At 70.3% G+C, this 26,353-nt stretch carries 28 protein-coding genes; 15 read left to right on the forward strand and 13 right to left on the reverse strand.

The window, feature by feature from the left end:
• Nucleotides 1-46: 46 nt before the first annotated feature.
• The 3 genes from AB0L71_RS18400 to AB0L71_RS18410 all read right to left on the reverse strand — a co-directional run bounded on the left by AB0L71_RS18400 (nt 47) and on the right by AB0L71_RS18410 (nt 2,473).
• On the reverse strand, nt 47-829 hold the full coding sequence (locus tag AB0L71_RS18400) for a Mut7-C RNAse domain-containing protein (protein ID WP_365243770.1): 783 nt from the start codon (nt 827-829) through the stop codon (nt 47-49).
• 154 nt (nt 830-983) lie between these two features.
• Entirely contained in the window at nt 984-1,574 is a 591-nt protein-coding gene (locus tag AB0L71_RS18405; RefSeq protein ID WP_365243772.1) for a GNAT family N-acetyltransferase, read from the reverse strand.
• Between the two features lie 119 nt (nt 1,575-1,693).
• On the reverse strand, nt 1,694-2,473 hold the full coding sequence (locus AB0L71_RS18410) for an SDR family oxidoreductase (RefSeq protein WP_365243774.1): 780 nt from the start codon (nt 2,471-2,473) through the stop codon (nt 1,694-1,696).
• 226 nt (nt 2,474-2,699) lie between these two features.
• Between AB0L71_RS18410 and AB0L71_RS18415 the strand changes: the two genes are divergently transcribed.
• Complete coding sequence (locus AB0L71_RS18415; RefSeq protein WP_365243776.1) at nt 2,700-3,272, forward strand: TIGR03086 family metal-binding protein; 573 nt, start codon at nt 2,700-2,702, stop codon at nt 3,270-3,272.
• Here AB0L71_RS18415 and AB0L71_RS18420 read toward each other — a convergent pair.
• The 4 genes from AB0L71_RS18420 to AB0L71_RS18435 all read right to left on the reverse strand — a co-directional run bounded on the left by AB0L71_RS18420 (nt 3,232) and on the right by AB0L71_RS18435 (nt 6,308).
• On the reverse strand, nt 3,232-3,522 hold the full coding sequence (locus AB0L71_RS18420) for a hypothetical protein (protein WP_365243778.1): 291 nt from the start codon (nt 3,520-3,522) through the stop codon (nt 3,232-3,234). The two genes, AB0L71_RS18415 and AB0L71_RS18420, sit on opposite strands and share 41 nt — an antisense overlap.
• Before the next feature lie 158 nt (nt 3,523-3,680).
• Entirely contained in the window at nt 3,681-4,583 is a 903-nt protein-coding gene (locus tag AB0L71_RS18425) for a universal stress protein (protein WP_365243780.1), read from the reverse strand.
• 114 nt (nt 4,584-4,697) lie between these two features.
• Nucleotides 4,698-5,699 (reverse strand): nitroreductase, encoded by a 1,002-nt coding sequence (locus AB0L71_RS18430; protein ID WP_365243782.1) that lies wholly within the window; start codon nt 5,697-5,699, stop codon nt 4,698-4,700.
• Nucleotides 5,700-5,846: 147 nt separating this feature from the next.
• A complete protein-coding gene (locus AB0L71_RS18435) occupies nt 5,847-6,308 on the reverse strand; it encodes a cyclic nucleotide-binding domain-containing protein (protein WP_365243784.1) in 462 nt (153 codons plus the stop codon).
• Nucleotides 6,309-6,617: 309 nt separating this feature from the next.
• On the opposite strand from AB0L71_RS18435, the gene AB0L71_RS18440 reads away from it, so the two are divergent.
• Entirely contained in the window at nt 6,618-9,140 is a 2,523-nt protein-coding gene (locus AB0L71_RS18440) for a glycosyl hydrolase family 65 protein (protein WP_365243786.1), read from the forward strand.
• Here the strand turns inward: AB0L71_RS18440 and AB0L71_RS18445 are convergent.
• Nucleotides 9,115-9,768 (reverse strand): TetR/AcrR family transcriptional regulator, encoded by a 654-nt coding sequence (locus AB0L71_RS18445; RefSeq protein ID WP_365243788.1) that lies wholly within the window; start codon nt 9,766-9,768, stop codon nt 9,115-9,117. The two genes, AB0L71_RS18440 and AB0L71_RS18445, sit on opposite strands and share 26 nt — an antisense overlap.
• Before the next feature lie 116 nt (nt 9,769-9,884).
• On the opposite strand from AB0L71_RS18445, the gene AB0L71_RS18450 reads away from it, so the two are divergent.
• On the forward strand, nt 9,885-10,445 hold the full coding sequence (locus AB0L71_RS18450) for an NAD(P)H-dependent oxidoreductase (RefSeq protein WP_365243790.1): 561 nt from the start codon (nt 9,885-9,887) through the stop codon (nt 10,443-10,445).
• Between the two features lie 223 nt (nt 10,446-10,668).
• Here the strand turns inward: AB0L71_RS18450 and AB0L71_RS18455 are convergent, their stop codons facing one another.
• The 3 genes from AB0L71_RS18455 to AB0L71_RS18465 form a co-directional block, all read right to left on the reverse strand.
• The gene (locus AB0L71_RS18455; RefSeq protein ID WP_365243792.1) at nt 10,669-11,541 is read right to left on the reverse strand and encodes an LLM class flavin-dependent oxidoreductase; all 873 of its coding nucleotides are present in this window, start codon (nt 11,539-11,541) and stop codon (nt 10,669-10,671) included.
• A gap of 81 nt (nt 11,542-11,622) precedes the next feature.
• The gene (locus tag AB0L71_RS18460; protein WP_365243795.1) at nt 11,623-12,231 is read right to left on the reverse strand and encodes a hypothetical protein; all 609 of its coding nucleotides are present in this window, start codon (nt 12,229-12,231) and stop codon (nt 11,623-11,625) included.
• 125 nt (nt 12,232-12,356) lie between these two features.
• Nucleotides 12,357-12,947, reverse strand: a complete 591-nt coding sequence (locus AB0L71_RS18465; RefSeq protein WP_365243797.1) for a hypothetical protein — start codon at nt 12,945-12,947, stop codon at nt 12,357-12,359.
• A gap of 283 nt (nt 12,948-13,230) precedes the next feature.
• On the opposite strand from AB0L71_RS18465, the gene hemL reads away from it, so the two are divergent.
• From hemL to AB0L71_RS18505, 8 genes are all read left to right on the forward strand, one after another.
• Nucleotides 13,231-14,538 carry a glutamate-1-semialdehyde 2,1-aminomutase gene (gene hemL, locus AB0L71_RS18470; RefSeq protein ID WP_365243799.1) on the forward strand — a complete coding sequence of 436 codons (1,308 nt, stop codon included), beginning with the start codon at nt 13,231-13,233 and terminating at the stop codon, nt 14,536-14,538.
• A complete protein-coding gene (locus AB0L71_RS18475) occupies nt 14,535-15,227 on the forward strand; it encodes a histidine phosphatase family protein (protein ID WP_365243801.1) in 693 nt (230 codons plus the stop codon). The genes hemL and AB0L71_RS18475 overlap by 4 nt, the downstream gene beginning before the upstream one ends.
• Before the next feature lie 382 nt (nt 15,228-15,609).
• Nucleotides 15,610-16,851, forward strand: coding sequence for a hypothetical protein (locus AB0L71_RS18480; RefSeq protein ID WP_365243803.1), 1,242 nt, complete (start codon nt 15,610-15,612; stop codon nt 16,849-16,851).
• A gap of 67 nt (nt 16,852-16,918) precedes the next feature.
• Entirely contained in the window at nt 16,919-17,530 is a 612-nt protein-coding gene (locus AB0L71_RS18485) for a TlpA disulfide reductase family protein (protein WP_365243805.1), read from the forward strand.
• A gap of 4 nt (nt 17,531-17,534) precedes the next feature.
• Nucleotides 17,535-18,293, forward strand: a complete 759-nt coding sequence (locus tag AB0L71_RS18490) for a cytochrome c biogenesis protein CcdA (protein ID WP_365243807.1) — start codon at nt 17,535-17,537, stop codon at nt 18,291-18,293.
• Between the two features lie 5 nt (nt 18,294-18,298).
• On the forward strand, nt 18,299-20,107 hold the full coding sequence (locus AB0L71_RS18495) for a cytochrome c biogenesis protein ResB (protein ID WP_365243809.1): 1,809 nt from the start codon (nt 18,299-18,301) through the stop codon (nt 20,105-20,107).
• Entirely contained in the window at nt 20,104-21,192 is a 1,089-nt protein-coding gene (gene ccsB / locus AB0L71_RS18500; RefSeq protein WP_365243811.1) for a c-type cytochrome biogenesis protein CcsB, read from the forward strand. The genes AB0L71_RS18495 and ccsB overlap by 4 nt, the downstream gene beginning before the upstream one ends.
• Nucleotides 21,193-21,245: 53 nt before the next feature.
• Complete coding sequence (locus AB0L71_RS18505; protein ID WP_365243813.1) at nt 21,246-21,773, forward strand: SRPBCC domain-containing protein; 528 nt, start codon at nt 21,246-21,248, stop codon at nt 21,771-21,773.
• A gap of 9 nt (nt 21,774-21,782) precedes the next feature.
• Here the strand turns inward: AB0L71_RS18505 and AB0L71_RS18510 are convergent, their stop codons facing one another.
• Nucleotides 21,783-22,187, reverse strand: coding sequence for a PLD nuclease N-terminal domain-containing protein (locus tag AB0L71_RS18510; protein WP_365243815.1), 405 nt, complete (start codon nt 22,185-22,187; stop codon nt 21,783-21,785).
• 203 nt (nt 22,188-22,390) lie between these two features.
• On the opposite strand from AB0L71_RS18510, the gene AB0L71_RS18515 reads away from it, so the two are divergent.
• The 3 genes from AB0L71_RS18515 (at nt 22,391) to AB0L71_RS18525 (ending at nt 25,529) form a co-directional block, all read left to right on the forward strand.
• Nucleotides 22,391-23,848 (forward strand): menaquinone biosynthesis decarboxylase, encoded by a 1,458-nt coding sequence (locus AB0L71_RS18515; protein ID WP_365243816.1) that lies wholly within the window; start codon nt 22,391-22,393, stop codon nt 23,846-23,848.
• Nucleotides 23,845-24,762 (forward strand): menaquinone biosynthesis prenyltransferase MqnP, encoded by a 918-nt coding sequence (gene mqnP, locus AB0L71_RS18520; protein ID WP_365243818.1) that lies wholly within the window; start codon nt 23,845-23,847, stop codon nt 24,760-24,762. The genes AB0L71_RS18515 and mqnP overlap by 4 nt, the downstream gene beginning before the upstream one ends.
• 83 nt (nt 24,763-24,845) lie before the next feature.
• On the forward strand, nt 24,846-25,529 hold the full coding sequence (locus tag AB0L71_RS18525) for a UbiX family flavin prenyltransferase (protein ID WP_365243819.1): 684 nt from the start codon (nt 24,846-24,848) through the stop codon (nt 25,527-25,529).
• Nucleotides 25,530-25,537: 8 nt separating this feature from the next.
• Here AB0L71_RS18525 and AB0L71_RS18530 read toward each other — a convergent pair whose 3' ends face one another.
• A complete protein-coding gene (locus AB0L71_RS18530; protein ID WP_365243821.1) occupies nt 25,538-25,681 on the reverse strand; it encodes a hypothetical protein in 144 nt (47 codons plus the stop codon).
• 132 nt (nt 25,682-25,813) lie between these two features.
• Between AB0L71_RS18530 and AB0L71_RS18535 the strand changes: the two genes are divergently transcribed.
• Entirely contained in the window at nt 25,814-26,269 is a 456-nt protein-coding gene (locus tag AB0L71_RS18535; protein ID WP_365243822.1) for an Lrp/AsnC family transcriptional regulator, read from the forward strand.
• Nucleotides 26,270-26,353: the final 84 nt, after the last annotated feature.

Consider the following 26,353-nt stretch of genomic DNA (forward strand, 5'->3'; position numbering starts at 1 on the left):
CGCGCCGGGCAGGCGGGAGAGGAGCGGGCTCCGGCCGACCGCCGGTTCAGGACCGGCTCGACGGTGCCCCGCCGTGGTCGTTCTCCTCGGCGCTCTCCACGGTGACGGGCGCGAAGTCGTGGAGTGCCTTGGTGACGATCGCGTCCAGATGACTGTGGTGGGCACCCCGCCAGTAGACGCGGTCGCACTCCGTGCACTGCGCGAAGACGTCGTACGAGCGCCGGGTGCCGTGCTCCAGATGGTCGCTGACGGATTCCTTGTCGGCCGCTTCCAGCGGACCGTTGCAGGCCGTGCACCTGGTCCAGGGGGCCAGCTGCGGTGCGAACCGCTCCAGCACGTCCCGCAGTTGGTCCTCCGGCCGGTCGCTGTAGACGTAGGCCCCGGCCCAGATCTCCCGCCGGTGCAGCAGTCCCCGGTCCCGGGAGAGCAGTACGCGGCGCTCATCGGCCGACCGGGTGGCCAGTGCGGCATCGCCGATGTCCTCGCTCTCGTACGCCGCATCGACACCCAGGAGCCGGAGCCGTCGGGCGAGTGTGCCGAGGTGGACGTCGAGCAGGAACCGCAGGGGAGCGCCCGGGACCTGCTGGGGGCGTTGCACGGCGCGCACCTCGACCCGCTCGCCCGCCGCAGGGATGTGCGAGACAGCCACGGGGCGGCCGTCGACCAGGAGCTGTCCGGCCTCGGTGAGCGGGATGCCGAGCGACTCCACGACATGCCCGAGCGTGGAGGAGCCGTCGGTGGTCACCGTCGACCGTCCCCGGCGGCGCTCATGGGCGACGAAGAGACGCAGTTCGGGGTCGACTTCGAGGAGGATCTCCGGTCCGTTCACCTCGTCAGGATGTCATTGCGCGGGTGGTGTCAGCCAGGGATTTCGGTGCCGGTGGCCGTTGGCTCGGCGGTGGCCGTTGGCCTGCTGGTGAGCGTTGGCCCGCTGGTGGCTGGGGCCGCGACCACCGGTGACGGGGCTGCGGCAGGGGCGGGATTCAGCGTTCTGTGTCCGGGGCGTCCGGGGCGTCCGGGGCGTCCGGGGCGTCCGGGGCGTCCGGTGCGTCCGGCGCGAGGTCCAGTTGCCAGTTGTTCGTCAGCAGCGCATGGCCGGGCGGGTACTCGAATTCGCACATGCCGATCAGCGTGAAGCCCGCCTTGCGGCAGACCGCGTTCGACGCTCCGTTGTCGATGGACGGGTAGGCGTGCAGATAGCGGTGCTTGTGCTCGGCGCGGGCCTGCTCCACGACGGCCGTCGTGGCGGAGGTCGCGATGCCCTTTCCCTGGTGGCCGGGGAGGACGGCCCAGCCCGTCTCGTACACCTTCCGGCCCTGCCAGGTCCGTTCCCAGAAGCCGATCGTGCCCACGGCGTCGTCCTCGCCGGCCAGCGCGATACGGAACATCCGGCCTGCGCCCTGCCGGTCCGCGCTCATGGCCACATAGCGTTCGTGACGCGTGATGAGCTGCTCCTCCGACTCAGGGCCTCCCAGGTGGTCCATGAGTTCCGGAGCGTTGGCACGGCGGAGCAGTTCCAGGTCGGCGTCCGACCAGGGCACGATCCGTACGGACGGCGATGCGGTGCGTTCCATGACCAAAACTGTAGGACGTGGTGCCGACAGCCGGGCGGCGCGGGGAAGACGCGGGGAATGGGCCGGAGGCCCGGGTGCACTCGTCCGATGTCCCGCCGTCTCCCCGCAAGCGAGCTGGTTCAGTGAACGGAGAACCCGCCATCGACGAAGATCGCCTGCCCTGTGACATAGGCGGAGGCGCGGCTCGCCAGGAACACCGCCGCGCCCGCGAAGTCCTCGGCCAGACCGTTGCGCCCGACCATCGTGCGAGCGGCCAGCGCCGCCACCCGCTCGGGATCGGACGACAGTCGGGCGTTGAGCGGCGTCATGACGAACCCCGGCACCAGGGTGTTGCAGGTGACGCCATACGGCGACCAGGCCTCGGCCTGCGAACGGGCCAGTGACTCCAACGCCCCTTTGGAGACGCCGTAGGCGCCGCTCTGGACGAAGGCCCGATGCGCCTGCTGGGAGGTGATGTGGATGATCCGTCCGAAGCCCCGCTCGGCCATGCCGGGCCCGAACCGCTGCCCCAGCAGGTACGGCGCCTCCAGGTTCACCGCCATCGTGGTGTCCCACACCTCCTCGCCCAGCTCGCCCATCGGGGGCCGCAGGTTGATCCCGGCGGAGTTGACGAGGATGTCGGGCTCCCCGAATGCCTCTGCCGCCTGCTCTGCTGCTGCGCGTACCCCGTCGCGTGTACTCAGGTCGGCGCTCACCCAGGCCGTTCGGCAGCCGTCGGCCGCCAGCTCGTCGACGGTCGTGACGAGGTTCGCCTCGGCGCGCGCCACAACCACGACGCTCGCCCCCGCCCGCGCGAGAGCCCCGGCGACAGCGCGGCCGATGCCGGAACTGCCGCCGGTCACCATGGCGACCCGTCCGTCCAGCGAGAACAGTTCGGAGAGGTAGGTCTGCGAGTTCATGCCGGAACCCTAGACGGCGAGCCCGGGGACCGCCGGGCCCGCACCGCACCCGCAGAACCATCCCGATCCTCCGGCTTCCGTGTGAGGAGCTCCGGATCGGCGGCATCGCCGATGCTCGGGTGTTGCGTCGAGGGCCTGAACCGGCGGGGTTCTCGTGGCGAGCTGTCGCTCGGGGCAGTGTCGCGTTTCTTCAGCGCCCGGCAGCACCGGTGTGCAAGGTTGAAGCATGAAGAAGATCAGTGAGTTGCTGGAAACAGCCGCTGGGCAGGCCGCCCCCGTCCTGGCGGGGATCGACGACGACCGCCTGGCAGACCCCACGCCGTGTACGGAGTACGACGTCCGGGCCCTGGTCAACCACCTCTTCCAGGTGGTCGTCAACTTCCGGGCCCTGGCGGCAAGGGAGGAGGCCGACTTCGGTGAGGTGCCGGAATTCGTCGAGGGCGACTGGCGGGCCCGCTTCGGCGAGGAGGCGGCCAAGCTGGTGGCGGCCTGGGCCGCGCCCGGCGCCGACGAGGGAACGGCGGGGGCCATGGGGCTCCCGGCCAGGACGGTCGGAAACATGGTTCTCGGCGATCTGACCGTTCACGCCTGGGACCTGGCGCGCGCCACCGGCCAGGAGTTCGTCCCGGACGAGGCCGTGCTGGCCGAGATCGGCCCCGGGCTGGCCGCGATGGCGCCGATGGCCAGGGAGGCGAAGGTGTTCGGTGAGCCCTGTCCCGTACCGGACGGGGCCGGCCCCTTCGAGCAGATGCTGGCTCTCACCGGTCGGGATCCGGGCTGGCGGCCTCCCCGGACGTGATGCCGGGGACCGGAGCGCGTGTGTCCGGTGCTTCAGGGCTGCCGGAGAGCGTGCCCGGCCTGGTGTACGCGTCGTCGACGAGGGTCTCGGCGTCCGCCAGCACCGCGCGCTCGGCCAGCCGTGCCGCCTGATGGGTGTACGGGGACGGAGGGGCCGGGTGCCGGCGCCGCCACCAGCTCTCGCATACCGCGTAGACGCCGCTGGCGAGGAGCAGCACGGGGATGGACAGGGCCGACAGAGTGTCGCCCATGGCAGGCCTCCTCACGGCGAGGACAACGTCGATGTCTCCTGCTTCGGCAGGATCCGCAGGCCGCCTGAAGATCATTCTTCGGCCAATGAATGGCCGAATGCGGGGCGACACAGAGGTTTCGGGCCCGGTACGTCCCTGCTTGCGTACCGGGCCCCGGGTCAGGCCCCCCGGGATTCAAGGTAGGTGTCGGGGACGACGGCGACCGGGCAGGGCGCGTAGTGCAGCATCGCGTGGTTCACCGGGCCCAGATGGAGCCCCAGCCGTCCGCTGTCCCGTCGGGAGCCGACGACCAGCAGGTCCGCACCCGCGGAGGCTTCCAGCAGCTTCTGGTGCGCCGGCCCCTGGACCACCGACTTGTGGAGGGTGACCTCGGGGGAACCGGCCAGGTCCAGTGTCTCCAGTACGTCTTCGAGGTGTTCCTCGGCCTCGTGGTGGTGGGCGGCGGTCGCTGAGCCGGTGAGAAGCGGATGGCTCATGGCCATGGACCCGTGGGCGGGGGAGCGCCAGGACCGTACCGCGACCAGTTCGCCGTGGCGGGATGCCGCCTCTTCGAGGGCGAACACCGCGGCTGCCTGGGGCCCGGGGGCGCTGCCGATCCCGACGACGACGCGGCCGGACGTAGGCGGGGTGTCCGGCTTCGACGCCGGGACCACCACGACCGGGCAGTGGGACCGGTTGGCGAGCGACAGGCTGACGGACCCCAGGAGCATCCCGGCGATCCGGCCCCGGCCGCGCGAGCCGAGGACGACCAGGGCTGCCGTGTGGCTCGCACCGACCAGGGCGGCCACCGGGTCCTCGGGCTCCACGGACGTCTCCACGGACAGTTCCGGGTGGAGTCGCTGCGCGTGGTCCCGAGCCTCGGCGACCAGGTTCTCGGCGAGGACCTGCTCGCTGGGGCGCTCGCTGTCCGCGGCGGAGCCGGCGCTTTCGTAGCGCTCCCACAGCGACGCGTGGACGAGGCGCAGGGGAAGTGCTGAGCGGGCCGCTTCCGCCGCTGCCCAGTCCAGGGCGCGGAGACTTCCCTCTGATCCGTCCACTCCGACGACTACGGGGAGCTCCATCGCTCGCACCGCCTTTCCTGCTCGTTTCGTTTTTCGGCCGGGCGGCCAGGTGTGGGCGCCGCGCGTCCCGGTACCCCTGCGGATGCGACGTGCTTCCGCGGATTCGACGTGCTTCTACGGTTCGATCGTCAGCACCTGGCCCGGGGGGCGGCGCGGGGTGTGCGGTCCGGTGGGCCCGTACCCCAGGCGGATGATCATTTGCGCGTTCCCGCTGCCGAAGACCGGATCGCGCAGAAGCCACCGCAGGTCGGGCCACTCGATGGGCTGGGTCGCGAAGGAGGTGGAGACCTCGTGGAGGGTGGCGGTGAGCAGGACCCGCTCCAGCGCCTGACCTGCGCGCAGCCAGTCGACGGGGTGGTCCTCCGCGGTGCTCAGCAGGGCCAGTTGCGGCGTTTTCTCGAACGGCACCCGTGCCCGGCCGGGAAGGAAGTCGGTGCCCGCGAAATCGCGGGTGGTCGCCTGTCCGGAGGCGTCGCGGGGGCCGAAGGCGTAGTCCGGGATTCCGTCGACCGGAGCGTCGGTCTGCGTGTCCCGGGTCCAGCGCTTCTGCTCGGCCTCCCGGGCCGGATCCCCGCGGTCGTACCCCTCGGCGTCCCGGATCAGTTCGAGCACGGTCTGGAGGTGGGGCGGGGCCAGAAACGTGAAGTCCACGCCCTCGGTCCGGGCCGCTTCGGCGAGCTGCGTACGGACGTCCTCGGGGATCGCCCGGTCCTCGAAGGGATAGCGGCTGGTGTGCCGTTCCCGGAGCATGGGGTGGAGTGCGGCGAGCAGCTCGTCGTCGGGCGTCCGTGGAGTGTCCGGCCGGTCGCTCAGCCGGACCGCGGCCAGCTCGGCGGGGGCGGACGGTTCGGGCAGCAGCGTGATGTCCGTGTCCAGGCCGTGGTGGGCGGCGGACACCCGGAGGTTCAGCAGGGCCGCGCCGCAGCCCACGTGCAGGGCGCGGGTGGCGGGGTCGGCTTCCGGAAGCGCGCGGTCGAGGTCGGCCAGGAGCGTGAGAGTCCGGTCGCCGCGGGTGTAGCGGAACTTCCAGGGCTGGGCGTTGTGCATGGACGGTGCGGTGGTGGCATCGGCGACGAGGTCGGCCAGCGTTGTGTCGTCGAGTGTCGGGCGGTGCATCGAAACTCCCGCAGATCGGGAACGGGCGATGGTGGCGATGGTCTCTTGGTGAACGGCCGATGGTCTCCTCAGGATGGGTCGGATGGCGCCCGGGCGGTATGGGTCCTTCGGCCCCGATCGGGCGCCGAGGGTCCCGCGCGAGGCCGTTCAGAAATCGCGGACACCGGTCCCGGGGCCGTACAGCTGGAGCAGCCGGGTCCGGGTTCCGTACAGCCGCTCCGCGACCGTTTCGGCGATGTACTTGTACACCGCACGGCCCAGCGGCGCGTCGGCCTCGCACAACGAGCGGACCGTGGCGGCATCGAACTCCATGGCCTTTCCCGCCCGGATCACATGCCCGCCCATGTGCCACACGTGCGGGGCGAACAGCCAGGACCATCCCAGCAGATCGTCCTGGCCCAGCGTCTCGATGACGGCGGCACGACGGCCGGGTACGTGGAGGTCGAGCTCCACCTGTCCGGATCGGATGATCCAGAAACGGTCGGCTCGTCTGCCTTCCTCGAAGAGGCGATCGTCGAGGACGAGAGGCACGTCCCGTGCCGCCTCGTCGAGCAGGCGTGCCCGTCCGTCCGGCGGGATCACATCGAGCAGACTTCTGGCTGTTGACATGGAAACCTCCGCCCGTGTCCGGTCGGGACCGTCTGAGGTGAACGATATGCGTGGTTCCGCACGGGCGCTCGGCCATGGCGCCGAGAGACCGTGACATCGGGCGCGGCGTGACCTCGTGCCCGTGCTGTGACCTCGCACCCGCGCTGTGACTTCGTACTGGCGCCATGGCCTCGTACCCGCGCCGTGACCTCGCACCGCGGCCACGACGCGCCCGTGGGCCGGAACCGTGGTGCCATGAAGGGGAGTGCCCCCGACGAAAGGGACCGCCTCGGTCATGGCTGCCGCACTGCTGACGGACGGGGGCGACCGATGACGACGGACTGGACCTGGTCGTACGAGGGGTACGACCCGCAGCAGGAACGGCTGCGCGAGGCGTTGTGCACGCTCGGCAACGGTTATTTCGCCACCCGCGGAGCCGCGTCCGAGACCACCGCGGGCCGGTCGCACTACCCCGGCACCTATGTGGCGGGCTGCTACGACCGGCTGACCTCCTCGGTGTACGGCCGCGAGGTGGAGAACGAGGACCTGGTCAACCTGCCGAACTGGCTGCTGCTGCGTTACCGCATCCGTCCCGCCGACGCCGCCCCCGGGCCGTGGCTCTCGCCGGATCACGAGCACCTCGTGGAACACCGTCAGTCGCTCGACCTGCGGGGCGGCACGCTGACCCGCCGGTCCGTCTACGAGGACGGGGCGGGGCGGCGGCTGTGCGTGGAGGAGTGCCGCCTGGTGCACATGGGCGATCCGCATCTCGCCGCCCTGCGCACGGTGTTCCGGGCCGAGGGATGGACGGGGGGCGTCGAGGTGGAGTCGGGGATCGACGGCGACGTCCGCAACTGTGGCGTCGCGCGGTACCAGGACCTGTCGAACCGGCACCTCACCGGCTGGGCGACCCGGGCGGAGGAGGACGGTGCGGTGTCGCTGAGGTGCCGCACGGTGGAGTCGGACATCGGTCTCGCCCTGGCCGCCCGCACCCGGCCCGGCCCCTGCGGCGGTGAAGACGAAGCGGTGCGGGATGGTGAAGGGGCGCGGATCGGGGCGGGCGGCTCGGTGGGCGCTTCGGGCGCCCGGTGCGCGGAGAAGGCCGTCTCCCAGCGGCTGGTGCTTCCGCTGGGTCCGGGTTCCGACGCCGCCGTCGAGAAGACCGTGGCACTCCACACCTCGCGCGACCGCGCGATCGGCAGCCCGCTGCGGGCGTCCGTGGCCGCGGTGGGCCGGGCTCCGGACTTCGCGCAGCTCCTGTCCTCGCACCGGCGGGCCTGGGCCGACCTGTGGCAGCAGGTCCGGCTGGAGGTCCCGGGAGATGCGGGCCGCATTCTCCGGCTGCACCTGTTCCACGTACTCCAGACGCTCTCCCCGCACACGGCCGGCCTCGATGTGGGCGTCCCGGCGCGTGGGCTGCACGGTGAGGCGTACCGGGGTCATGTCTTCTGGGACGAGCTGTTCGTCCTGCCGTTCCTGAACCTGCATCTCCCGGAAGTCTCCCGAGGGCTTCTCGACTATCGCTACCGAAGGCTGCCCGCGGCCTGCCGTTTGGCGAGCGAGGCGGGCCGGACCGGGGCGATGTATCCCTGGCAGAGCGCCGACACCGGACTCGAGGAGACCCAGACTCTCCATCTCAATCCGCACTCGGGGCGCTGGCTGCCCGACCGCACCCGGCTGCAGCACCATGTCGGCTCGGCCGTCGCGTACAACGTCTGGCAGTACTGCCAGGCCAGCGGCGACACGGACTATCTGCACTCCAGGGGTGCGGAGATGCTGCTGCAGATCGCCAGGTTCTGGGCGGGCAGCGTCGCCTGGGACTCGTCCCTGGCCCGGTACCGCATCCGGGGTGTCGTCGGGCCGGACGAGTACCACGACGCCTACCCGGGATCCGGGGTGGCGGGCCTCGACGACAACGCCTACACGAACGTGACGGCGGCCTGGGTGCTGTCACGTGCCACGGAGCTGTACCGCGTCCTGAGCGCGTCGCGGCGGCGGCAGCTCCTCGACCGGATCCAGCTCGACAGCGCCGAACCGGAACGCTGGGAGGCCATCGCCCACCAGCTGTATGTCCCGTATCACCAGGGTGTGATCAGCCAGTTCGCGGGTTATGGGGAGCTGGAGGAGCTCGACTGGGAGGGGTACCGGAAGCGGTACGGAGACATCCGGCGACTCGACCGGATCCTGGAGGCGGAGGACGACACGGTCAACCGCTACCAGGCGTCCAAACAGGCGGACGTGCTGATGCTCGGCTACCTCTTCTCACCGGAGGAACTCGCCGGACTCTTCCGGCAGCTCGGGTACACCCTGGACGAGGCCACCTGGCGCGGCACCGTCGACTACTACCTGGCCCGTACGAGCCACGGCTCCACCCTCAGCTCCCTGGTCCATGCCTGGGTCCTCGCCCGTACCCACCCCGAGCTGGCGTGGACCTACTGCGAGGAGGCGCTGACCGGGGACGTGGCCGACATCCAGGGCGGCACGACGGAGGAGGGCATCCACCTGGGGGCCATGGCGGGCACGCTCGACTTCGTGCAGCGGGGAATGACGGGGCTGGAGACCCGCGAGGACGCCCTGTGGCTGGAGCCCGCTCTGCTGCCCCAGTTCTCGAAGTTCCGGATGCGGATCAGGTTCCGCCGGCACTGGGACGTGGACCTTTACATCCGTGCCCAGCGGCTCCGGATCGCCGTGCCGGACTCGGACACCCCGGCCGTACGCGTCGTCGTGGGAGGCCACACCCATGTGATCCCGCCCGGTACGGCCCGGTGGCTGGACCTGCCCCTGTCCCGGCACGTCACCGCCCCCGCCCCGGACCTCGGAACGGCGGTCAGCGCGGCACTCCGAGCCGGGTGAGCAGGTGGTGCCAGCCCTCCTCCAGGCGCTCCGGCGGCATGCCGCAGTTCTCGGTGAGGTGGTGGACGAGCGCGGTGTTGATGGAGCCGAGCAGGGTGTGCGCCAGCAGTTCCGGATCTCCGTCCACGTCCACCCGGCGCAGCAGCATCGTGAGGTGGCTGACCCGCAGTTGGTGGGCCGGGACGGTGTGGTTGCGCAGCGGGTCGGACCGGCTGGCCAGGATCAGGGCGTGGTGTTTGCGTTCGTGGCGCAGGACGGCGGGCCCGAAGGCGTGCAGCCGGTCCGCCGCGGGGGCGTCGGGGCCCAGAGGCGGGGGGCCCGAGAGGAAGGCCGCCTGGAACTGTCCTTCGTGGTGGTCCAGGAGCGCGATCAGGAGCCCGGTCCGGTCGCCGAAGCGGCGGAAGACGGTGCCTTTGCCCACGCCCGCCGCCGCTGCCACCGACTCCATGGTCAGGTCCGCCGCTCCGCACTCGGTCAGAAGCAGGGAAGCGGCTTCCAGGAGGCGGGTGCGGTTGCGGGCCGCGTCTGCCCTCAGCTGCGGCGGTCCACCGGTCGGTGCGAGCGGGAGATGCGTCCGCTCCTCGCCGGGGTCGGGCGGCCTGGGCGGCGGGAGAACGGGACCGGTCATGGGGTCAGCGTAGCGCCCGAAGAGGGAAAGTGGACCGCGGTCCGGTTAAGTGGTACAAATTTTAACGGACCGCGGTCCGCTTGATTTCCAGCCCCCTGCCTTCCGGGAGTTCCCCCATGTCAGTTCGCATCCTCGCGCTCGTCGGCAGCCTCCGCGCCGGCTCCCACAACCGCCAGCTCGCCGAAGCCGCCGTCAAGCACGCCCCCGAGGGCGTCGCCATCGAGCTGTACGAGGGTCTGGCCGACGTCCCCTTCTACAACGAGGACATCGACGTCGAGGGCAGCGTCCCGGCCGCTGCCGCCCAGCTGCGCGAGGCGGCCGCCGGTACCGACGCGTTCCTGCTCTTCTCGCCCGAGTACAACGGCACCATGCCGGCCGTCCTGAAGAACGCCATCGACTGGCTGTCCCGGCCGTTCGGTGCCGGCGCCCTCTCCGGCAAGCCGGTCGCCGTGGTCGGCACCGCCTTCGGCCAGTACGGCGGCGTCTGGGCGCAGGACGACGCCCGTAAGTCCGCCGGGATCGCGGGCGCCGTGGTCCTGGAGGACGTCAAGCTCTCCATCCCCGGCTCCGTGGTGCGCTTCGCCGAGACGCACCCCGCCGACGACGCCGAGGTCGTGACCGGCCTCCTCGAGGTCATCGACCAGGTGAGCAAGCAGGCCGCGTCCAAGGCTGCCTGACCTCGCGTGAGCGGCGGCGTGTGGAGGATGCCACGCCGTCGCTGTCGCCTTGGGGGCCGGCCCGGGCTGTGCGCCGGGCGCGTACGCGGATTGCCGCGCCGGTCAGCGGCCGGCGCGGATCGTCACGCTCACGTAGGGGAGTCCGGTGACGGCCGGCTCTGGCCGATGTCCGCGTACCCCACCCCACGACCAGGTCCGGTCGGTGGTGCTGCCGGGTAGGGCATCAGCGGCCAAGGGCCTCCAGCACGCGACCGAGCTGCCGCACCGGCTCGGGGCCGGCCATCCGCAGGACGACCGTGTCCGCTCCGGCCGCCGCCAGCTCGTGGACCCGGTCGGCGGCTTCCCCGGCGCGGCCGGAGATGGTGAACACCTGCTCCGCCGGGCGGCCGAGCCAGGCACCCTGGCCCTCCACCTGAAGCCGCAACGTCTCCGCCGCCCGCCCTGGATCGTCGTCCACGCAGCAGAAGGCGAGCACCGTCAGGGTGTGACCGGGCCCGGCCCCGCCCTTGCCGGTCAGCTCCCGGGCCGTCTCCACGTCACGGGGCCCGTGCCCCTCGGCGATCACCGTGCCGTCCGCGACCCGCCCGGACAGTTCCAGGGAACGGGCTCGCACCACCCCCGCGACCACCGGCGGCGGCTCGACGGGCGGATGCACCAACTGGACTCCGTCCAGCCGCACTTCCTGGCCCTCCAGTTCGACCCGCTCCCCGCGCAGCAGCGCACGTACCGAGCCGATCGTCTCCTCCAGCAGAGCGAGCGGCGAGCGCGGCGCGACACCGACCGAGGCCATCCACTCCCGTACGCCGTGCCCGATGCCGGCCACCAGTCGGCCCGGGAACACCCGTGCCAGCGTGGCCAGTTCCATCGCCAGCAGGGCCGGACTGCGCAGCGGTGCGGGCGTGATCCCGATGCCTACCCGCAGCCGCTCCGTCGCTCCCAACGCCACGGCCGCGGCGGTCACACCCCCGTTCCAGCCGAGATCCTCGACCACCCAGAGGTCGTCCACCCCGAGCGCCTCGACCTCCCGCGCGAACCCGGGCAGCCCTTCCGGGGCCCAGTCGCGGTCGTACATCACACCGATCCGTACGGTCGTCATGGACCGCAACCTATGGTCCGCCCGGGAAATGATCAACGCTCCGCCGAGGTGGCCGAGTGGCGTAACCGGCCCGGCGTGCACTCAGTTTCGCGGCGGCAGCGTCAAGGCGCGGGCAAGCGCGTTGCGAACGCGCTCCGAGTGATCCGGCAGATGCCCGGTGGTCCAGCGGATGGCCAGGTCCAGGAAGTCGGCGAGATCCTCTTCCGCGCGTGTCAGCAGGTGACGAAGTTCGGTTGCGGGCACGTCGATCCACTGACTGGTGTCCGCACCGGAGTCGACGGTCAGGCGGACCGTGGAGCCGCGGCGTTCGACGGCGGGTGAGGGGTCGTGCCCGAACCACGCTGCGGAACCCTCGCCTTCGAGGACTTCCCACCAGTCGCCTCGGTCCTCCAGCCCCGTGCAGCAGCCCGGTACCAGACGAGTGCCGGTAACGGTGTCGATCACCTGCAGTCCGCCCGCCGCAAAGAGCGGGTCCATGGTCAGCAGCCCGTGGAGGAAGCCGCCGAGCGGGTCGTCGGGGCGCGGTGGGCGGTCGTCTCCGGGATCGATGTCATTGCAGGCGGCCAGCGCCATCACCGCAGTACCGACGTCGTCCGACGTCAGCGCCCCATCGAGCGCCAGGAAGGTGTAGGGCTCGACATCGGAGATCGGCCATAGGCCAAAGCCCTCGTGGCAGGGGACCTCGAGCACGGGTCGGACAGTGATCACCCAGGGATGATGCCGCAAGCCTTTCGCGGGCGCCCGGGCATTTTCGGGTCCGGCACATGACGAGGGCGGGGCCCGAAAGCCCCGCCCGAAGCCGCCGACCCCCCAGGTCAGGGCCACACCAGGCAGTACGCCTGATGCCCCGCGTCATGCAGCCGATGCGAGAAGTCCTGCCACTCGTGCAGCAGTTGGTAGACGTTGAAGGCGTCGCTCGGGCCGCCGCGGTCGGGGACGGTGGACCAGATGAAGGCCGCGGCGCCCACCGATTCCTCGCCGACGCCGCGCAGCGGGTCGACGACCGTCATCGGGAGCTTGACCACGGCGTAGTCGGGGTGCAGCACGACCAGTTCCAGCGGGGGGACCCGGTGCAGAGGTATGCCCTGGATACCGGTGAGGACCATCGCCGCCACCGTCTCGGGCTTGATCTTGGTGAACATGCCGCCCATGCCCAGTTCGTCGCCGCCGAGTTCCTCGGGGCGCATCGAGATGGGCACACGCGCCGCGGTGGCTCCGTCGGGCGCGCCGAAGTACTTGTAGGTCACGCCCACCCGGCCACCACTCCTGCTGCCGGCGCCGACGTCCTGCGCACCACCGGCCCGCATGCCCGGTCCGCGTCCGGACTCACGTCTGTGCCGACCCCGCCGGGCAGGCTCGGGCCCCAGGTCGTCGGCCCCTTCGCCCACTCCGCCACCGCGATGCATATCTCATCCACCCGACTACTACTTAGGAGACACAGCCCCCGCCGCGCAACCCGATCATCGTCTCAGTGACCTCCCCCACGGGCGTGGTGCGAAACACCTGTCCGCAAGACCGTCCGTCGCTCTGACACCATGGTTGGTGTGAGTTCTCCCTATGACGCCCCAGTTTCGCAGACGCGAGGCGGCTGACGCCCTTCGTCACACGAGGAGAACACGTTCCCTGTCCACCGGTGGCCAGGATTTCCGGCCCGGCCCTCCGACCCTCGAATCGCAGATCAGGACAAAAGTGGCGTATTCATACCAAGCCCCAGTTTCGCAAGCACTGTTCGACCGAGCGTCCGTGGTGACGCCCGGCGGCGTGAACTCTCCCGTCCGTGCCTTCCGGGCCGTTGGCGGTACGCCCCGTTTCATGGTGTCCGGTTCCGGTCCGTACCTCACCGACGCGGACGGACGTGAGTATGTCGACCTCGTGTGCTCGTGGGGGCCGATGATCCTCGGGCATGCCCACCCCGAGGTCCTCGCCGCGGTTCAGGAGGCTGTCGCCCGCGGCACCTCGTTCGGTACGCCCGGTGAGGGCGAGGTCGCGCTCGCCGAGGAGATCGTGGCCCGGGTCGAGCCCGTGGAGCAGGTGCGTCTGGTGTCGTCCGGCACCGAGGCGACCATGTCCGCGATCCGCCTCGCCCGCGGCTTCACCGGCCGCGCCAAGGTGGTGAAGTTCGCCGGCTGCTACCACGGCCATGTCGACGCGCTGCTCGCCGCTGCCGGGTCCGGGGTCGCGACCTTCGCCCTCCCGGACACCCCGGGCGTCACCGGAGCGCAGGCCGGCGACACGATCGTGCTGCCGTACAACGACCTGGAGGCCGTACGCGAGGCGTTCGCCGCGCACCCTGGCGAGATCGCCTGTGTGATCACCGAGGCGTCGCCGGGCAACATGGGCGTCGTCCCGCCGCTGGACGGTTTCAACGCCGGGCTCAAGGAGATCTGCGCCGCCAACGGTGCGCTCTACATCTCCGACGAGGTCATGACCGGATTCCGTACCTCGAAGGCCGGCTGGTTCGGCATCGACGGGGTGCGGCCCGACCTGATGACCTTCGGCAAGGTCATGGGCGGCGGCTTCCCGGCCGCGGCCTTCGGCGGCCGCGCGGACGTGATGGCCCACCTCGCCCCGGCCGGCCCCGTCTACCAGGCGGGCACGCTCTCCGGCAACCCGATCGCCACCGCCGCCGGTCTCGCCCAGCTGCGGCTGCTCGACGACGCCGCGTACACCACCGTGAACGCGGCCTCCGCGGAGATCCGCGGCCTGGTCAGCGAGGCGCTCAGCAAGGAGGGCGTGGCACACACCGTGCAGGCGGCGAGCAACATGTTCTCCGTCTTCTTCACCGACCGGCCGGTGCGCACCTACGAGGACGCGAAGCAGCAGGAAGCTTTCCGCTTCACCGCCTTCTTCCACTCGCTGCTCTCGCAGGGCGTCTATCTGCCGCCGTCCGCCTTCGAGTCCTGGTTCGTCTCGACGGCCCACGACACGCAGGCCGTCGAGCGGATCGCCGCCGCGCTGCCCGCCGCCGCCCGCGCCGCGTCGGAGGCCACCGCATGAGCGAGAACGGAGGCCGCGAGGACATCACCGTCGTCCACCTGATGCGGCACGGAGAGGTGCACAACCCTGAGGGCGTGCTCTACGGGCGCCGCCCCGGCTACCACCTCTCCGAACTCGGCCGGCAGATGGCCGACCGGGTCGCCGCGCACCTGAAGAGCCGCGACATCACCCATGTCGTCGCCTCCCCGCTGGAGCGCGCCCAGGAGACGGCCACGCCGATCGCCCAGGCGCACGGTCTCGAACTGGCCACCGATGAGCGGCTCATCGAGGCCGCCAACGTCTTCGAGGGCAAGACCTTCGGGGTCGGCGACGGGGCGCTGCGCAAGCCGGACAACTGGAAGCACCTGACGAACCCGTTCCGGCCGTCGTGGGGCGAGCCGTACATCGAGCAGGTGGTACGGATGATGGGCGCCCTGGACGCCGCGCGTGACGCGGCGCGCGGGCACGAGGCGGTGTGCGTCAGCCATCAGCTGCCGATCTGGATCGTGCGCAGCTTCGTGGAGCGGCGGCGGCTGTGGCACGACCCGCGCAAGCGGCAGTGCACGCTGGCGTCGCTGACCAGCTTCACGTACCAGGGCGACAAGATCGTGTCGGTCGGGTACACGGAGCCGGCCCGGGACCTGGTGCCGGCACATCTGCTGGCCGGGGCGAAGCCGGTGAAGGGGAAGTCGAAGGCGTTCGGCGCCTGAGTTCTTCCGTCCGGGCCGGGCCGGCCCCGCATGTCGCGGGGCCCGGCCCGCCGGTCCTCCGGCCGTTCCCCGCGGTTCCGCTCTCCGTCGTGTCTCCGTGGTGCTGCCGTGACGGGGTCGGCCTTCCATGGCCGGGCCGGCCGTTCTGCCGGCGGTCGAGCTCCGCTCCCGCCGCGTCCGGGGCCCTCGCCCGCGTGTGTCCGCTCGGGATCCGGGCAGGGTTGCGCACAACATTCCGGAGCCCGGTGGCGCACGCACAACATTCCGGGCACGGTCGCGTACAACAAAGCCGCCGGATCACGGAACCCCCGTGTTGTTTCCTCCCTCTAAGACCTTGTCGGTTTGTATTGCTTTGAGGCAAAAACGACTAGAGGGGGCGCGCATGTGCGAAATCAGTCGAAGGGGTCTGCTCACAGCCGGGCTCGGGGCCGCGGCGGCCATCGGTCTGACGGGCTGCAGTACCGACTCGGGTTGGCCGGAGGCGAGTGACGGGGCGAAGGGTGCCGTCCCGCACACCCGGGGGACCCCCCTCAAGAAGAACGATGTCCATGCGATCGGGGACGGTTCCACCGCGGACACCGGGAAGCAGCCGCACCAGCCTCCCGCGCCGGTCCCGCTCGAACCCGGTCAGACACCACCGCAGTTCGTGATCTTTTCCTGGGACGGGGCGGGTGAGGTGGGGAACGGGCTCTTCCCGCGCTTCCTCCAACTCGCCCGGGAACACGACGTGTCGATGACCTTCTTCCTCTCCGGCCTCTATCTGCTGCCCGAGTCGAAGAAATCCCTGTACCGGCCGCCCAACAACCCGATCGGTGCTTCCGACATCGGTTATCTCTCCGATGACCACATCAAGGAGACGCTGAAGTACGTCCGTCAGGCATGGCTGGACGGGCACGAGATCGGCACCCACTTCAACGGGCATTTCTGCAGCGGTTCCGGATCGGTCGCGCACTGGACACCCTCCCAGTGGCGCAGCGAAATAGATCAAGCGGTCTCCTTCGTCACCGAATGGCGCACCCACACCGGCTGGAACGACATCGACCCGCTGCCTTTCGACTACCGCAGGGAACTGGTCGGCGGCCGCACCCCCTGTCTGCTCGGCCAGGACGGTCTGCTGCCCGCGGCGAGCGCCCTCGGCTGGCGCTACGACGCCAGTTCGCCCGGCGGCAACCAGGTGTGGCCCCGCAAGCGCCGGGGTGTCTGGGACCTGCCGTTGCAGGCCATGCCCTTCCCCGGGCACAGCTTCGAGGTGCTGTCGATGGACTACAACATCCTCGCCAACCAGTCGCGGAACTCGACCAAGGGCATACCCTCGCGCTATCCGGGCTGGCGTCGGCAGGCCGCCGGCACCTATCGCGCCGGATTCGACCGTGCGTACACGACGAATCGCGCTCCGCTCTTCATCGGAAACCACTTCGAGGAGTGGAACGGCGGCATCTATATGGACGCGGTCGAGACAACGCTCAAGGAATTCGCCCAGAAGCCGGATGTGCGGCTGGTCTCTTTCAGGCAGTTCGTCGACTGGCTCGACGTCCAGGACCCGGCCGTGCTCGACAAGCTGCGTACGCTGGAGGTCGGCCAGTCGCCCGAAGGCGGCTGGAACGCCTTCTTTAAACAGGCCTGACAAGGGGCTTTACGGGCACCGAGGGGGGTGCCCGAGATCGCCGGAACCGCCATGCGAAACTTTTCACATGAGCTATGGCCGCGGACCCCGACGCCGCTTCACCCTGCTCGCCGCCCCCGCGGCGGTTGTCGCGCTCGCACTGACGCTGACCGCGTGCGGCGGGGACGGCAACAAGGCCGGCGGCGGTGGCAACACGAACTTCGTCACGGGCAGTGGCGGGATCTCCACCGTGGCCAAGGCCGACCGCCAGGCCGCCCCGAAGCTCGACGGCGAGACCCTCGAAGGCAAGCAGCTCGCCGTCACCGACTACAAGGGCAAGGTCGTCGTGCTGAACATGTGGGGCTCGTGGTGCGGGCCCTGCCGCGCCGAGGCCAAGCACTTCGCGCAGGTGGCGAAGGAGACGGAGAACCAGGGCGTGCAGTTCGTCGGGATCAACACCCGGGACCCCCAGAAGGGCCCCGCGCTGAGCTTCGAGGAGAACTACGGGGTCCCCTACCCGAGCCTCTACGACCCGACCGGCAAGCTCATGCTCCGCTTCCCCAAGGGCACCCTGCGTCCGCAGGCCATTCCCTCGACCGTGGTCCTGGACCGGGACGGGAAGATCGCCGCCCGTTCCCTGACCGCGATCGACGCCGACAAGCTGCGCCAGATGATCGACCCGCTGATCGCGGAGAAGTGACTCCGTGCACACCCTTGCCGCACTTCAGAACGAGACCGTGCTGAACGGGGCGCTGCTGGCCGCCCTGCCCCTCGCCGTGCTCGGCGGGCTCGTCTCGTTCTTCTCGCCGTGCGTCCTGCCCCTGGTGCCCGGCTACCTCAGCTACGTCACCGGCGTCACCGGCACCGACCTGGCGCAGGCCAGACGCGGGCGCATGGTCGCGGGCGCCTCGCTCTTCGTGCTCGGGTTCACCGTCGTGTTCGTCTCCGGCGGCGCGCTCTTCGGCTTCTTCGGCCAGACCCTGCAGACGCACAGCGGCGTGCTCACCAGGGTCCTCGGGGTGCTGATGATCCTGATGGGGATCTTCTTCATGGGCCTGATGCCCTGGATGACGCAGCGCGAATTCCGTATCCACAAGCGGCCGGTGACCGGGCTGGCGGGTGCACCGCTGCTGGGTGCCCTCTTCGGGATCGGCTGGACCCCGTGCCTCGGCCCGACGCTCAGCTCGGTGACCATCCTCGCGATGGACCAGGGCACCGCCGGACGTGGGGCGGTACTGACCGTCGCCTACTGCCTCGGGCTCGGTGTGCCCTTCGTGCTCGCCGCGGTCGCCTTCCGCAAGGCACTCGGCGCGTTCGGCTGGGTCAAGCGCCACTACGCATGGGTCATGCGCATCGGCGGCGTCATGATGATCGCGACCGGGCTGCTCCTGCTCACCGGTCTGTGGGGCAGCATGATGCAGGAATTGCAGGGTTGGTCCGACGGCTTCACGGTGGGGATCTGAGTTCCATGAGCAACACCACGTCCGATCCCGCCCGGAAGCGCGAGCGCCGGGACGAGCGGGAGATCCGGAACGAGCAGGACCGGGAGAACGCCCGCGAACTCGGCGCGGCGGGCTCCCAGCTCTCCACCGCCCCGAGCGAGGAGAGCGCGGCCGACCTGCCGGCCATGGGCGTCATCGGCTGGGCCCGCTGGTTCTGGCGGCAGCTCACCTCGATGCGGGTCGCGCTGATCCTGCTCTTCCTGCTCTCGCTCGGCGCCATCCCGGGCTCGCTGATCCCGCAGAACAGTGTGGACGAACTGAAGGTGCAGACCTTCAAGGAGGCCCACACCACGGTCTCGCCGATCTACGAGAAGCTCCAGTTCTTCGACGTCTACAGCTCGGTGTGGTTCTCCGCGATCTACATCCTGCTGTTCATCTCGCTCATCGGCTGCATCGTCCCGCGTACCGGCCAGTTCATCGGCCAGCTGCGCAGCCGTCCGCCGGGCGCGCCCAGGCGCCTGACCCGGCTGCCCGCGTACACCACCTGGCGCACCGAGGCCGAGCCCGAGCAGGTCCGCGAGGCCGCGCTCGCGATGCTGCGCAGGCGCCGCTACCGCGCGCACACCGCGGGGGACGCGGTCGCCGCGGAGAAGGGCTATCTGCGCGAGGCCGGGAACCTGATCTTCCACGTCGCGCTGATCGTGATGCTGGTGGCGTTCGGCTGCGGGCAGCTGTTCAAGTCCGAGGGCGGCAAGCTGGTCGTCGAGGGCGACGGTTTCTCCAACACGCAGACCCAGTACGACGACTTCAAGTCCGGTTCGCTCTTCGACCCCGACTCGCTCGCCCCGTTCAGCTTCACGCTCGACAAGTTCGTCGGCACGTACGAGCGCAGCGGCCCCCAGACCGGTACGCCCCGGACCTTCGAGGCCCATGTGACGTACTCCGAGGGCGCCTACGGCACGTCGAAGAAGACCGTGATCAAGGTCAACGAGCCGCTGGTCGTCGACGGCACCAAGGTCTATCTGATCGCGCACGGCTACGCCCCCGTCGTCTCCGTCAAGGACGGCAGCGGCAAGGAGGTCTACCGCAGCGCCGTGCCGCTGCTGCCCATCGACAACAACGTCACCTCGACCGGTGCGATCAAGGTGATGGACGGCTATCGCGACAAGAACGGCAAGAAGACCCAGCTGGGCTTCCAGGCGTTCTTCGTGCCGACCTTCGCGGGCGACGGCAAGGGCACGATGTTCTCGCAGTTCCCGGCCGCCGACATGCCCGTGCTCGCGCTCAACGGCTACTACGGCAGCCTCGGCGTCGACTCCGGGCTGCCGCAGAACGTGTACCAGCTGGACAAGACCAAGATGAAGGAGTTCAAGGACAGCGAGGGCCAGCAGCTGAAGCAGCGCCTGACGGTCGGCGACACGATGGAGCTGCCCGACGGCGCCGGCTCGATCACCTTCGAGGGTGTCGAGCAGTGGGCCAGCTTCCAGATCTCCAAGCAGCCCGCCAGCGGCTGGGCGCTGACCGGCGCCGTCGCCGCGATCGCCGGACTCGCCGGCTCGCTGTTCATCCAGCGGCGCCGGGTCTGGGTGCGGGCCGTGCGCGGCGCGGACGGCGTCACCGTCGTCGAGATGGCGGGCCTGGGCCGCAGCGAGTCCGCGAAGCTTCCCGAGGAGCTGGCCGATCTCGCGGGCACGCTCCATGACAAGGCGCCCACCGCGCCCGGCCCCGATCCCGCAGGACCGGAACCGGGCCCCGGCTCCGACCCCGCCCTGGACCCCGATTCCGGCTCCGTCCAGGAACCCTCCGAAGAAACTGCCGAAGGGGCTGAGAAGTGAATCTCGCCGCCGCAACCAACGAGAATCTGGCGCACACCAGCAATGTGCTGATCTATTCGTCGATGGCCGTCTACACCCTGGCCTTCTTCGCGCACATCGCGGAATGGGTGTTCGGCAGCCGCAGCAAGGTCGGCCGCACCGCCGCCGCCCTGAGCGAGACCGAGGGCACGGCCGCCGGTGCCACGGTGAAGGTGCAGGTCGCACAGAAGGGCGGCGGCACCACCGTGCTGGAGCGCCCGAAGATCGTCACGCGTTCCGCGGCCGGTTCCCGGGACGTCCCGGACGGCCCCGGCGCGGCCGGCGGGACGTTCAAGGGCGATCTCTACGGACGCGTCGCGGTCTCCATGACCGTGCTCGCCTTCCTCGTGCAGGCCGGCGGCGTGGTCGCCCGCGCACTGTCGGTGCAGCGTGCCCCCTGGGGCAACATGTACGAGTTCTCCATCACCTTCTCCACGGTGGCGGTCGGCACGTACCTGGCCCTCCTGGCGCTGAAGAAGAACGTCCGCTGGATGGGTCTGATCCTGGTCACCGTCGTCCTGCTGGACCTGGGCCTGGCGACCACGGTGCTCTACACCTCCAGCGACCAGCTGGTGCCGGCCCTGCACTCGTACTGGCTGTGGATCCATGTCTCCACCGCCATCATCTGTGGCGCCGTCTTCTTCATCGGCGCGGTCGCCACCCTGCTCTACCTCTTCCGCGACAGCTACGAGAACAAGCTCGCCAACGGTGGCCGGCCCGGCTCCTTCGCCGAGTCGGTGCTCTCCCGGCTGCCCGCCGCCTCGTCGCTCGACAAGTTCTCGTACCGCGTCAACGCCGCGGTCTTCCCGCTGTGGACGTTCACGATCATCGCGGGCGCCATCTGGGCGGGTGACGCATGGGGCCGCTACTGGGGCTGGGACCCCAAGGAGGTCTGGTCCTTCATCACCTGGGTCGCGTACGCCTGCTACCTGCACGCCCGCGCCACCGCGGGGTGGAAGGGCCGCAAGGCCGCCTACCTGGCACTCATCGCCTTCGGCTGCTGGCTCTTCAACTACTACGGGGTGAACATCTTCGTCACCGGCAAGCACTCCTACGCCGGCGTCTGACCGGCCTCACCCGCAAGGGTGCGGATCCCGGACCACCGGGCCACGCTGGAACCATGACCGAAGCGACCTCCGTCATCGAGCGTGGCACCAGCGAGACCCACGGCGACCTGCAGACGCTGCGGTTCCTCCTACGGCTGCCCCACCCCGTCCCGCGGGTGTGGGCAGCCGTAGGCAGTTCCGAGGGGCTGGTGGGCTGGCTCGCCGCCGCGGAGCCGTTCGAACCGCGGATCGGCGGCGCGATCACGCTGCGCTGGCTGAACACCGGCCCGGACGGGCCCGCCACGGTCGCCGTCGGCACCGTCACCGCCTGGGACGTCGAGCGGATCGCCGAGTACACCTTCGACGGGCCGCACGGCACCATCCGCTTCCACCTGGAGCCCCCGCGCGGCGACCATGTGCTGCTGCGTTTCAAGAACGAGTTCCGGGGCGACGACGCGCTGCGGCTGGACTGCCTGGCCGGCTGGCACGACCACTTCCAGTACCTCGTGGACGCGCTCGACGGATACCCCGCCGACTGGTCGAAGTGGACCCCCGTCCGGTGGGCCGGGCTGCGTGAGCAGTACGCGGCGGGCGGACCCTGACGCGCGGCGTCAGGAGGCGGGCGGTGCCGACTCCTCCGGTCCCGCCCCGCGCTCCCGGCGCTTGAGTTCCTCCTCGCGGCGGCGCAGGTCCGCCTCCCAGTCCTTCAGGAGGGACTCGTCCTTCTTGTTCTCCTCCCGCAGCGTCTTCAGGAACTCCGGATTGTCGTCCGGGGCCACCCACTGCGTGCGGTGGTTGCGGTGCCACTCGGACGGTGTGCGGCCGCCGGCGGGCGCTTGGCGCAGCTTGCCCGCGGCCAGCCAGACGATCGGGCCCACGATCCAGAACAGCAGGATGATGAAGACCCAGGCGATCTTCGGCAGGTGCTTGGCCTCGTCCTCGGGGGTGTTCAGGCAGTCGATGAACGCGTAGATCGTCAGTGCCAGAGGCAGGAGATAGATCAGGGCCCGGAACATGATGGGAACGTCCCCCCGCGGAGAGATGACGGGGCGTGTCCCGCCCCGATGGAGGGCCCAGGGTAGCGGGTGTCAAGCACGTCCCACGGCGGGCGGCCGAGAACGTACGGCGGACCGGCCGGTGGGTACGAGCCGGCCGTGCGGGGCGGCCGAGGTGGGGAGTCCCGGCAGGCGGTGCGGGGCGGGATGACAAACTGGACGGCATGGCTTACGACGATCTTCGTTCCCTCCTCCGGGCCCTGGAGCGCGAGGGCGAGCTCAAGCGCATCAAGGCCGAGGTCGACCCCCACCTGGAGGTCGGCGAGATCGTCGACCGGGTGAACAAGGCGGGCGGGCCCGCACTGCTCTTCGAGAACGTCAAGGGGTCGTCGATGCCCCTGGCCATGAATGTCTTCGGGACCGACCGGCGGCTGCTCAAGGCGCTGGGGCTGAAGTCGTACGACGACATCAGCGACAAGATCGGCGGGCTGCTGAAGCCGGAGCTGCCGCACGGTTTCGTCGGGGTGCGGGAGGCCTTCGGGAAGCTCGGCTCGATGGTCCATGTGCCGCCGAAGAAGGTGAAGCCGGAGAGCGCACCGGTGCAGGAGGTCGTCCTCACCGGCGACGACGTGGACCTGGACCGGCTGCCTGCGCTCTTCACCTGGCCTCAGGACGGCGGCTCCTTCTTCAACCTGGGCCTCACCCACACCAAGCACCCGGAGACCGGCGTACGGAACCTGGGGCTGTACCGGCTCCAGCGCCACGACCGGCGCACCATCGGGATGCACTGGCAGATCCACAAGGACAGCCGCAACCACTACCAGGTCGCCGCCCGGCGCGGGGAGCGGCTGCCGGTCGCCATCGCGTTCGGGGCGCCGCCCGCGGTGACGTACGCGTCCACCGCGCCGCTGCCGGGCGACATCGACGAGTACCTCTTCGCCGGGTTCATCCAGGGCAAGCGGATCGAGATGGTCGACTGCAAGACCGTGCCGCTGCAGGTCCCGGCCCATGCGGAGGTCGTCATCGAGGGGTGGCTGGAGCCCGGGAAGATGCTTCCGGAGGGGCCGTTCGGCGACCACACCGGCTTCTACACCCCGCAGGAACCGTTCCCCGCGCTGACCATCGACTGCGTGACCATGCGCAGGCGTCCGCTGCTGCAGTCGATCGTGGTGGGCCGGCCGCCGACCGAGGACGGGCCGCTGGGGCGGGCCACCGAGCGGTTCTTCCTGCCCCTGCTCAAGATCATCGTGCCGGACATCGTGGACTACCACCTGCCGGAGGCGGGCGGCTTCCACAACTGCGCGATCGTCTCGATCGACAAGAAGTACCCCAAGCACGCCCAGAAGGTGATGAGCGCCGTCTGGGGTGCGCACATGATGTCGCTGACCAAGCTGATCGTCGTGGTGGACGCGGACTGCGACGTCCACGATCTGCACGAGGTGGCCTGGCGGGCGCTCGGCAACACCGACTACGCACGGGACCTGATGGTCACCGAGGGCCCGGTCGATCATCTGGACCATGCCTCCTACCAGCAGTTCTGGGGCGGCAAGGCAGGCATCGACGCGACGAGGAAATGGCCCGAGGAGGGCTACACCCGGGACGGGGGCTGGCCGGACATGGTCGAATCCGACCCGGAGACGGCGGCGAAGGTCGACCGCCGGTGGAAGGAATACGGACTGTGAGCGCCGCCGAAGCAACACTGGGCTCGGAGCCCGTCCAGCCGAACAGCAAGGTCAAGGCCTTCCTGCGGCTGGTGATGATCGAGCACTCGGTCTTCGCGCTGCCCTTCGCGTACATCGCCGCCCTGACCGCGATGTTCCGGGACGACAAGTCCATCCACTGGGTCACGCTGCTGCTCGTCACCGTGGCGATGGTGGGGCTGCGGACGTTCGCGATGGCAGCGAACAGGATCATCGACCGGGAGATCGACGCCCGCAACCCGCGTACCGCGGGCCGGGAGCTGGTCACCGGGGCGGTGTCCGTGCGGTCGGCGTGGACCGGCGCGCTCGTCGCCGTGTTCGTCTTCCTCGGGGCGGCCGCCCTGCTGAACCCGCTCTGCCTGGCGCTCGCGCCGGTCGCCGTGGTCCCGATGGTCGTCTACCCGTACGGCAAGCGGTTCACCCACTACCCGCACGCCATCCTCGGCATCGCGCAGGCCATGGGGCCGATCGGTGCCTGGCTGGCGGTGACCGGCAGCTGGTCGTGGGACGCGGTGATCCTCGGTCTCGCGGTCGGGGTGTGGATCGGCGGCTTCGACCTGATCTTCGCCTGCCAGGACGTCCAGGCGGACCGGGCCCACGGAGTGCTGTCGGTGCCGGCCCGGTTCGGGATCCCGGCCGCGCTGTGGGGGGCGCGGGTCAGCCACGTGGTGACGACCGGGCTGCTGGTCTGGTTCGGGCTGGCCACGCAGGCGGGGCTGTTCTACTGGATCGGCATGGTGGTCGTCGCCATCGCGTTCGTGTACGAGCACCGGGTGGTGCGGCCGCACGACCTGTCCCGGCTGAACCGGGCGTTCTTCTCGGTCAACGGGTTCATCGGGATAGCGCTCTTCGCGTGCGCGCTGCTCGACCTGCTGGCGCGCGGCCTGACGGTGTGAGGGCTGAAGCCCTCAGCGCGGGAACGGAGTCTTCTCGGTGCGGGGTGCCGGATAGGCTCGGGTGTGTGGATTCCGGGAGTTCAGTGAGCCAGCAGCGGCGGCAGCCGTGGATTGTCGGGGTTTCCGGTGCTTCGGGCACCCCGTTCGCCGCCGCGGTGCTGCGCGGGCTGCTGGCCGCGGGGGAGAGCGTCGACCTGGTGGTCAGCCGGGCGTCGCGGCTGACGCTGCTGGACGAGACCGGGATCGCGTTCCGCGACGCGCACTGGCAGGAGGACCTGCTCAGCTGGCTGGCGCGCGGGGCGGACGGGAAGCCGCACACCTTCGACGTGGGCGATGCGCAGATCGAGGGCGTACGGCACTGGGCGGCCGGCGATCTCGGGGCGGGTCCGTCGTCGGGGTCGTATCCGGCGAAGGGAATGCTGATCGTCCCGGCCTCGACGGCGTGCGTGGCCGGGGTGGCGCTCGGGCTCTCGAAGGATCTGCTCCAGCGGGCGGCGAGCGTGACGCTCAAGGAGCGGCGGAAGCTGGTCGTCACGGTGCGGGAGACCCCGCTGAGCGGTCAGACGCTGAAGCATCTGGTGAGCCTGGACGAGGCGGGCGCCGTGGTGCTGCCCGCCTCTCCGGCGTTCTATGCGGGGGCGACGCACATCCAGGATCTGGTGGACTTCGTCGCGGGGCGGGTACTGGACGCGGCGGGGGTGCCGCACGACCTGTACCGCCGATGGGAGGGAGAGCTCGGTGGTGGCTCTCGCGGCGCGCGGCCCTGAGGCCCGGCTCAGCGCTTCTTCGAGGTGCGCCGGGTGCGCGTGGTGCGGGCCCGGTCGACCCGGTGGGCGGCGGCGGGCTGGTGGGCACGCGAGCGGTCGGCCAGGTCTCGCAGCTCACGCATGTGGGCGTAGGCCAGCTCGATCGGGTACACGGTGTCCTCACTCCTGAAGATTCGAAAGCGGATTTTGAATATTCGGGACGTTCTACAGGTGATCAAGCCTGCATGCCTTAGATTCTACACTTAGACTCGCGATACTGCTGAACAATGGAAGGTTTCAGTCATATGGACGCGGTGGACAGGCAGCTCATCCAGGCCCTCAGGGAGAACGGCAGGGCCTCGTACGCCGAGCTGGGGCGGCTCGTGGGGCTCTCCGGGCCCAGCGTCACCGACCGCATCAACCGGCTGGAAACCGCCGGTGTCATCACCGGCTACCGCGCCACCGTCGACGCCGCGTCCCTGGGGCTCGGGGTCACGGCCCTGATCGGGGTCTCGCTCTCCGACGACGCCGACCACGAGGACGTCGCGCAGCGGCTGAAGGACCTCGCGGAGATCGAGGACGCCTGGTTCATCGCGGGCGACGACTCGTACATGCTCAAGGTGCGCGTCGGGGACGTGGACGGCCTGGAGAAGACCATCAGCCGACTCAGCGGCACCAAGGGCGTCTCGCGCACGCGTACCACGATCGTGCTCTCCACCAAGTGGGAGAACCGGGTCGGGGAACTGCCCGAGCAGGCGTAGGCGTAACGTGGTGGGACCCCCGGCCACCGGGGGTTTCGCCCGGTATCGCCGGGAAGGCACAGCGCGACGACAACTGGGAGGCAG

It is taken from the genome of Streptomyces sp. NPDC052052 (assembly GCF_040680455.1).
GTDB lineage: Bacteria > Actinomycetota > Actinomycetes > Streptomycetales > Streptomycetaceae > Streptomyces.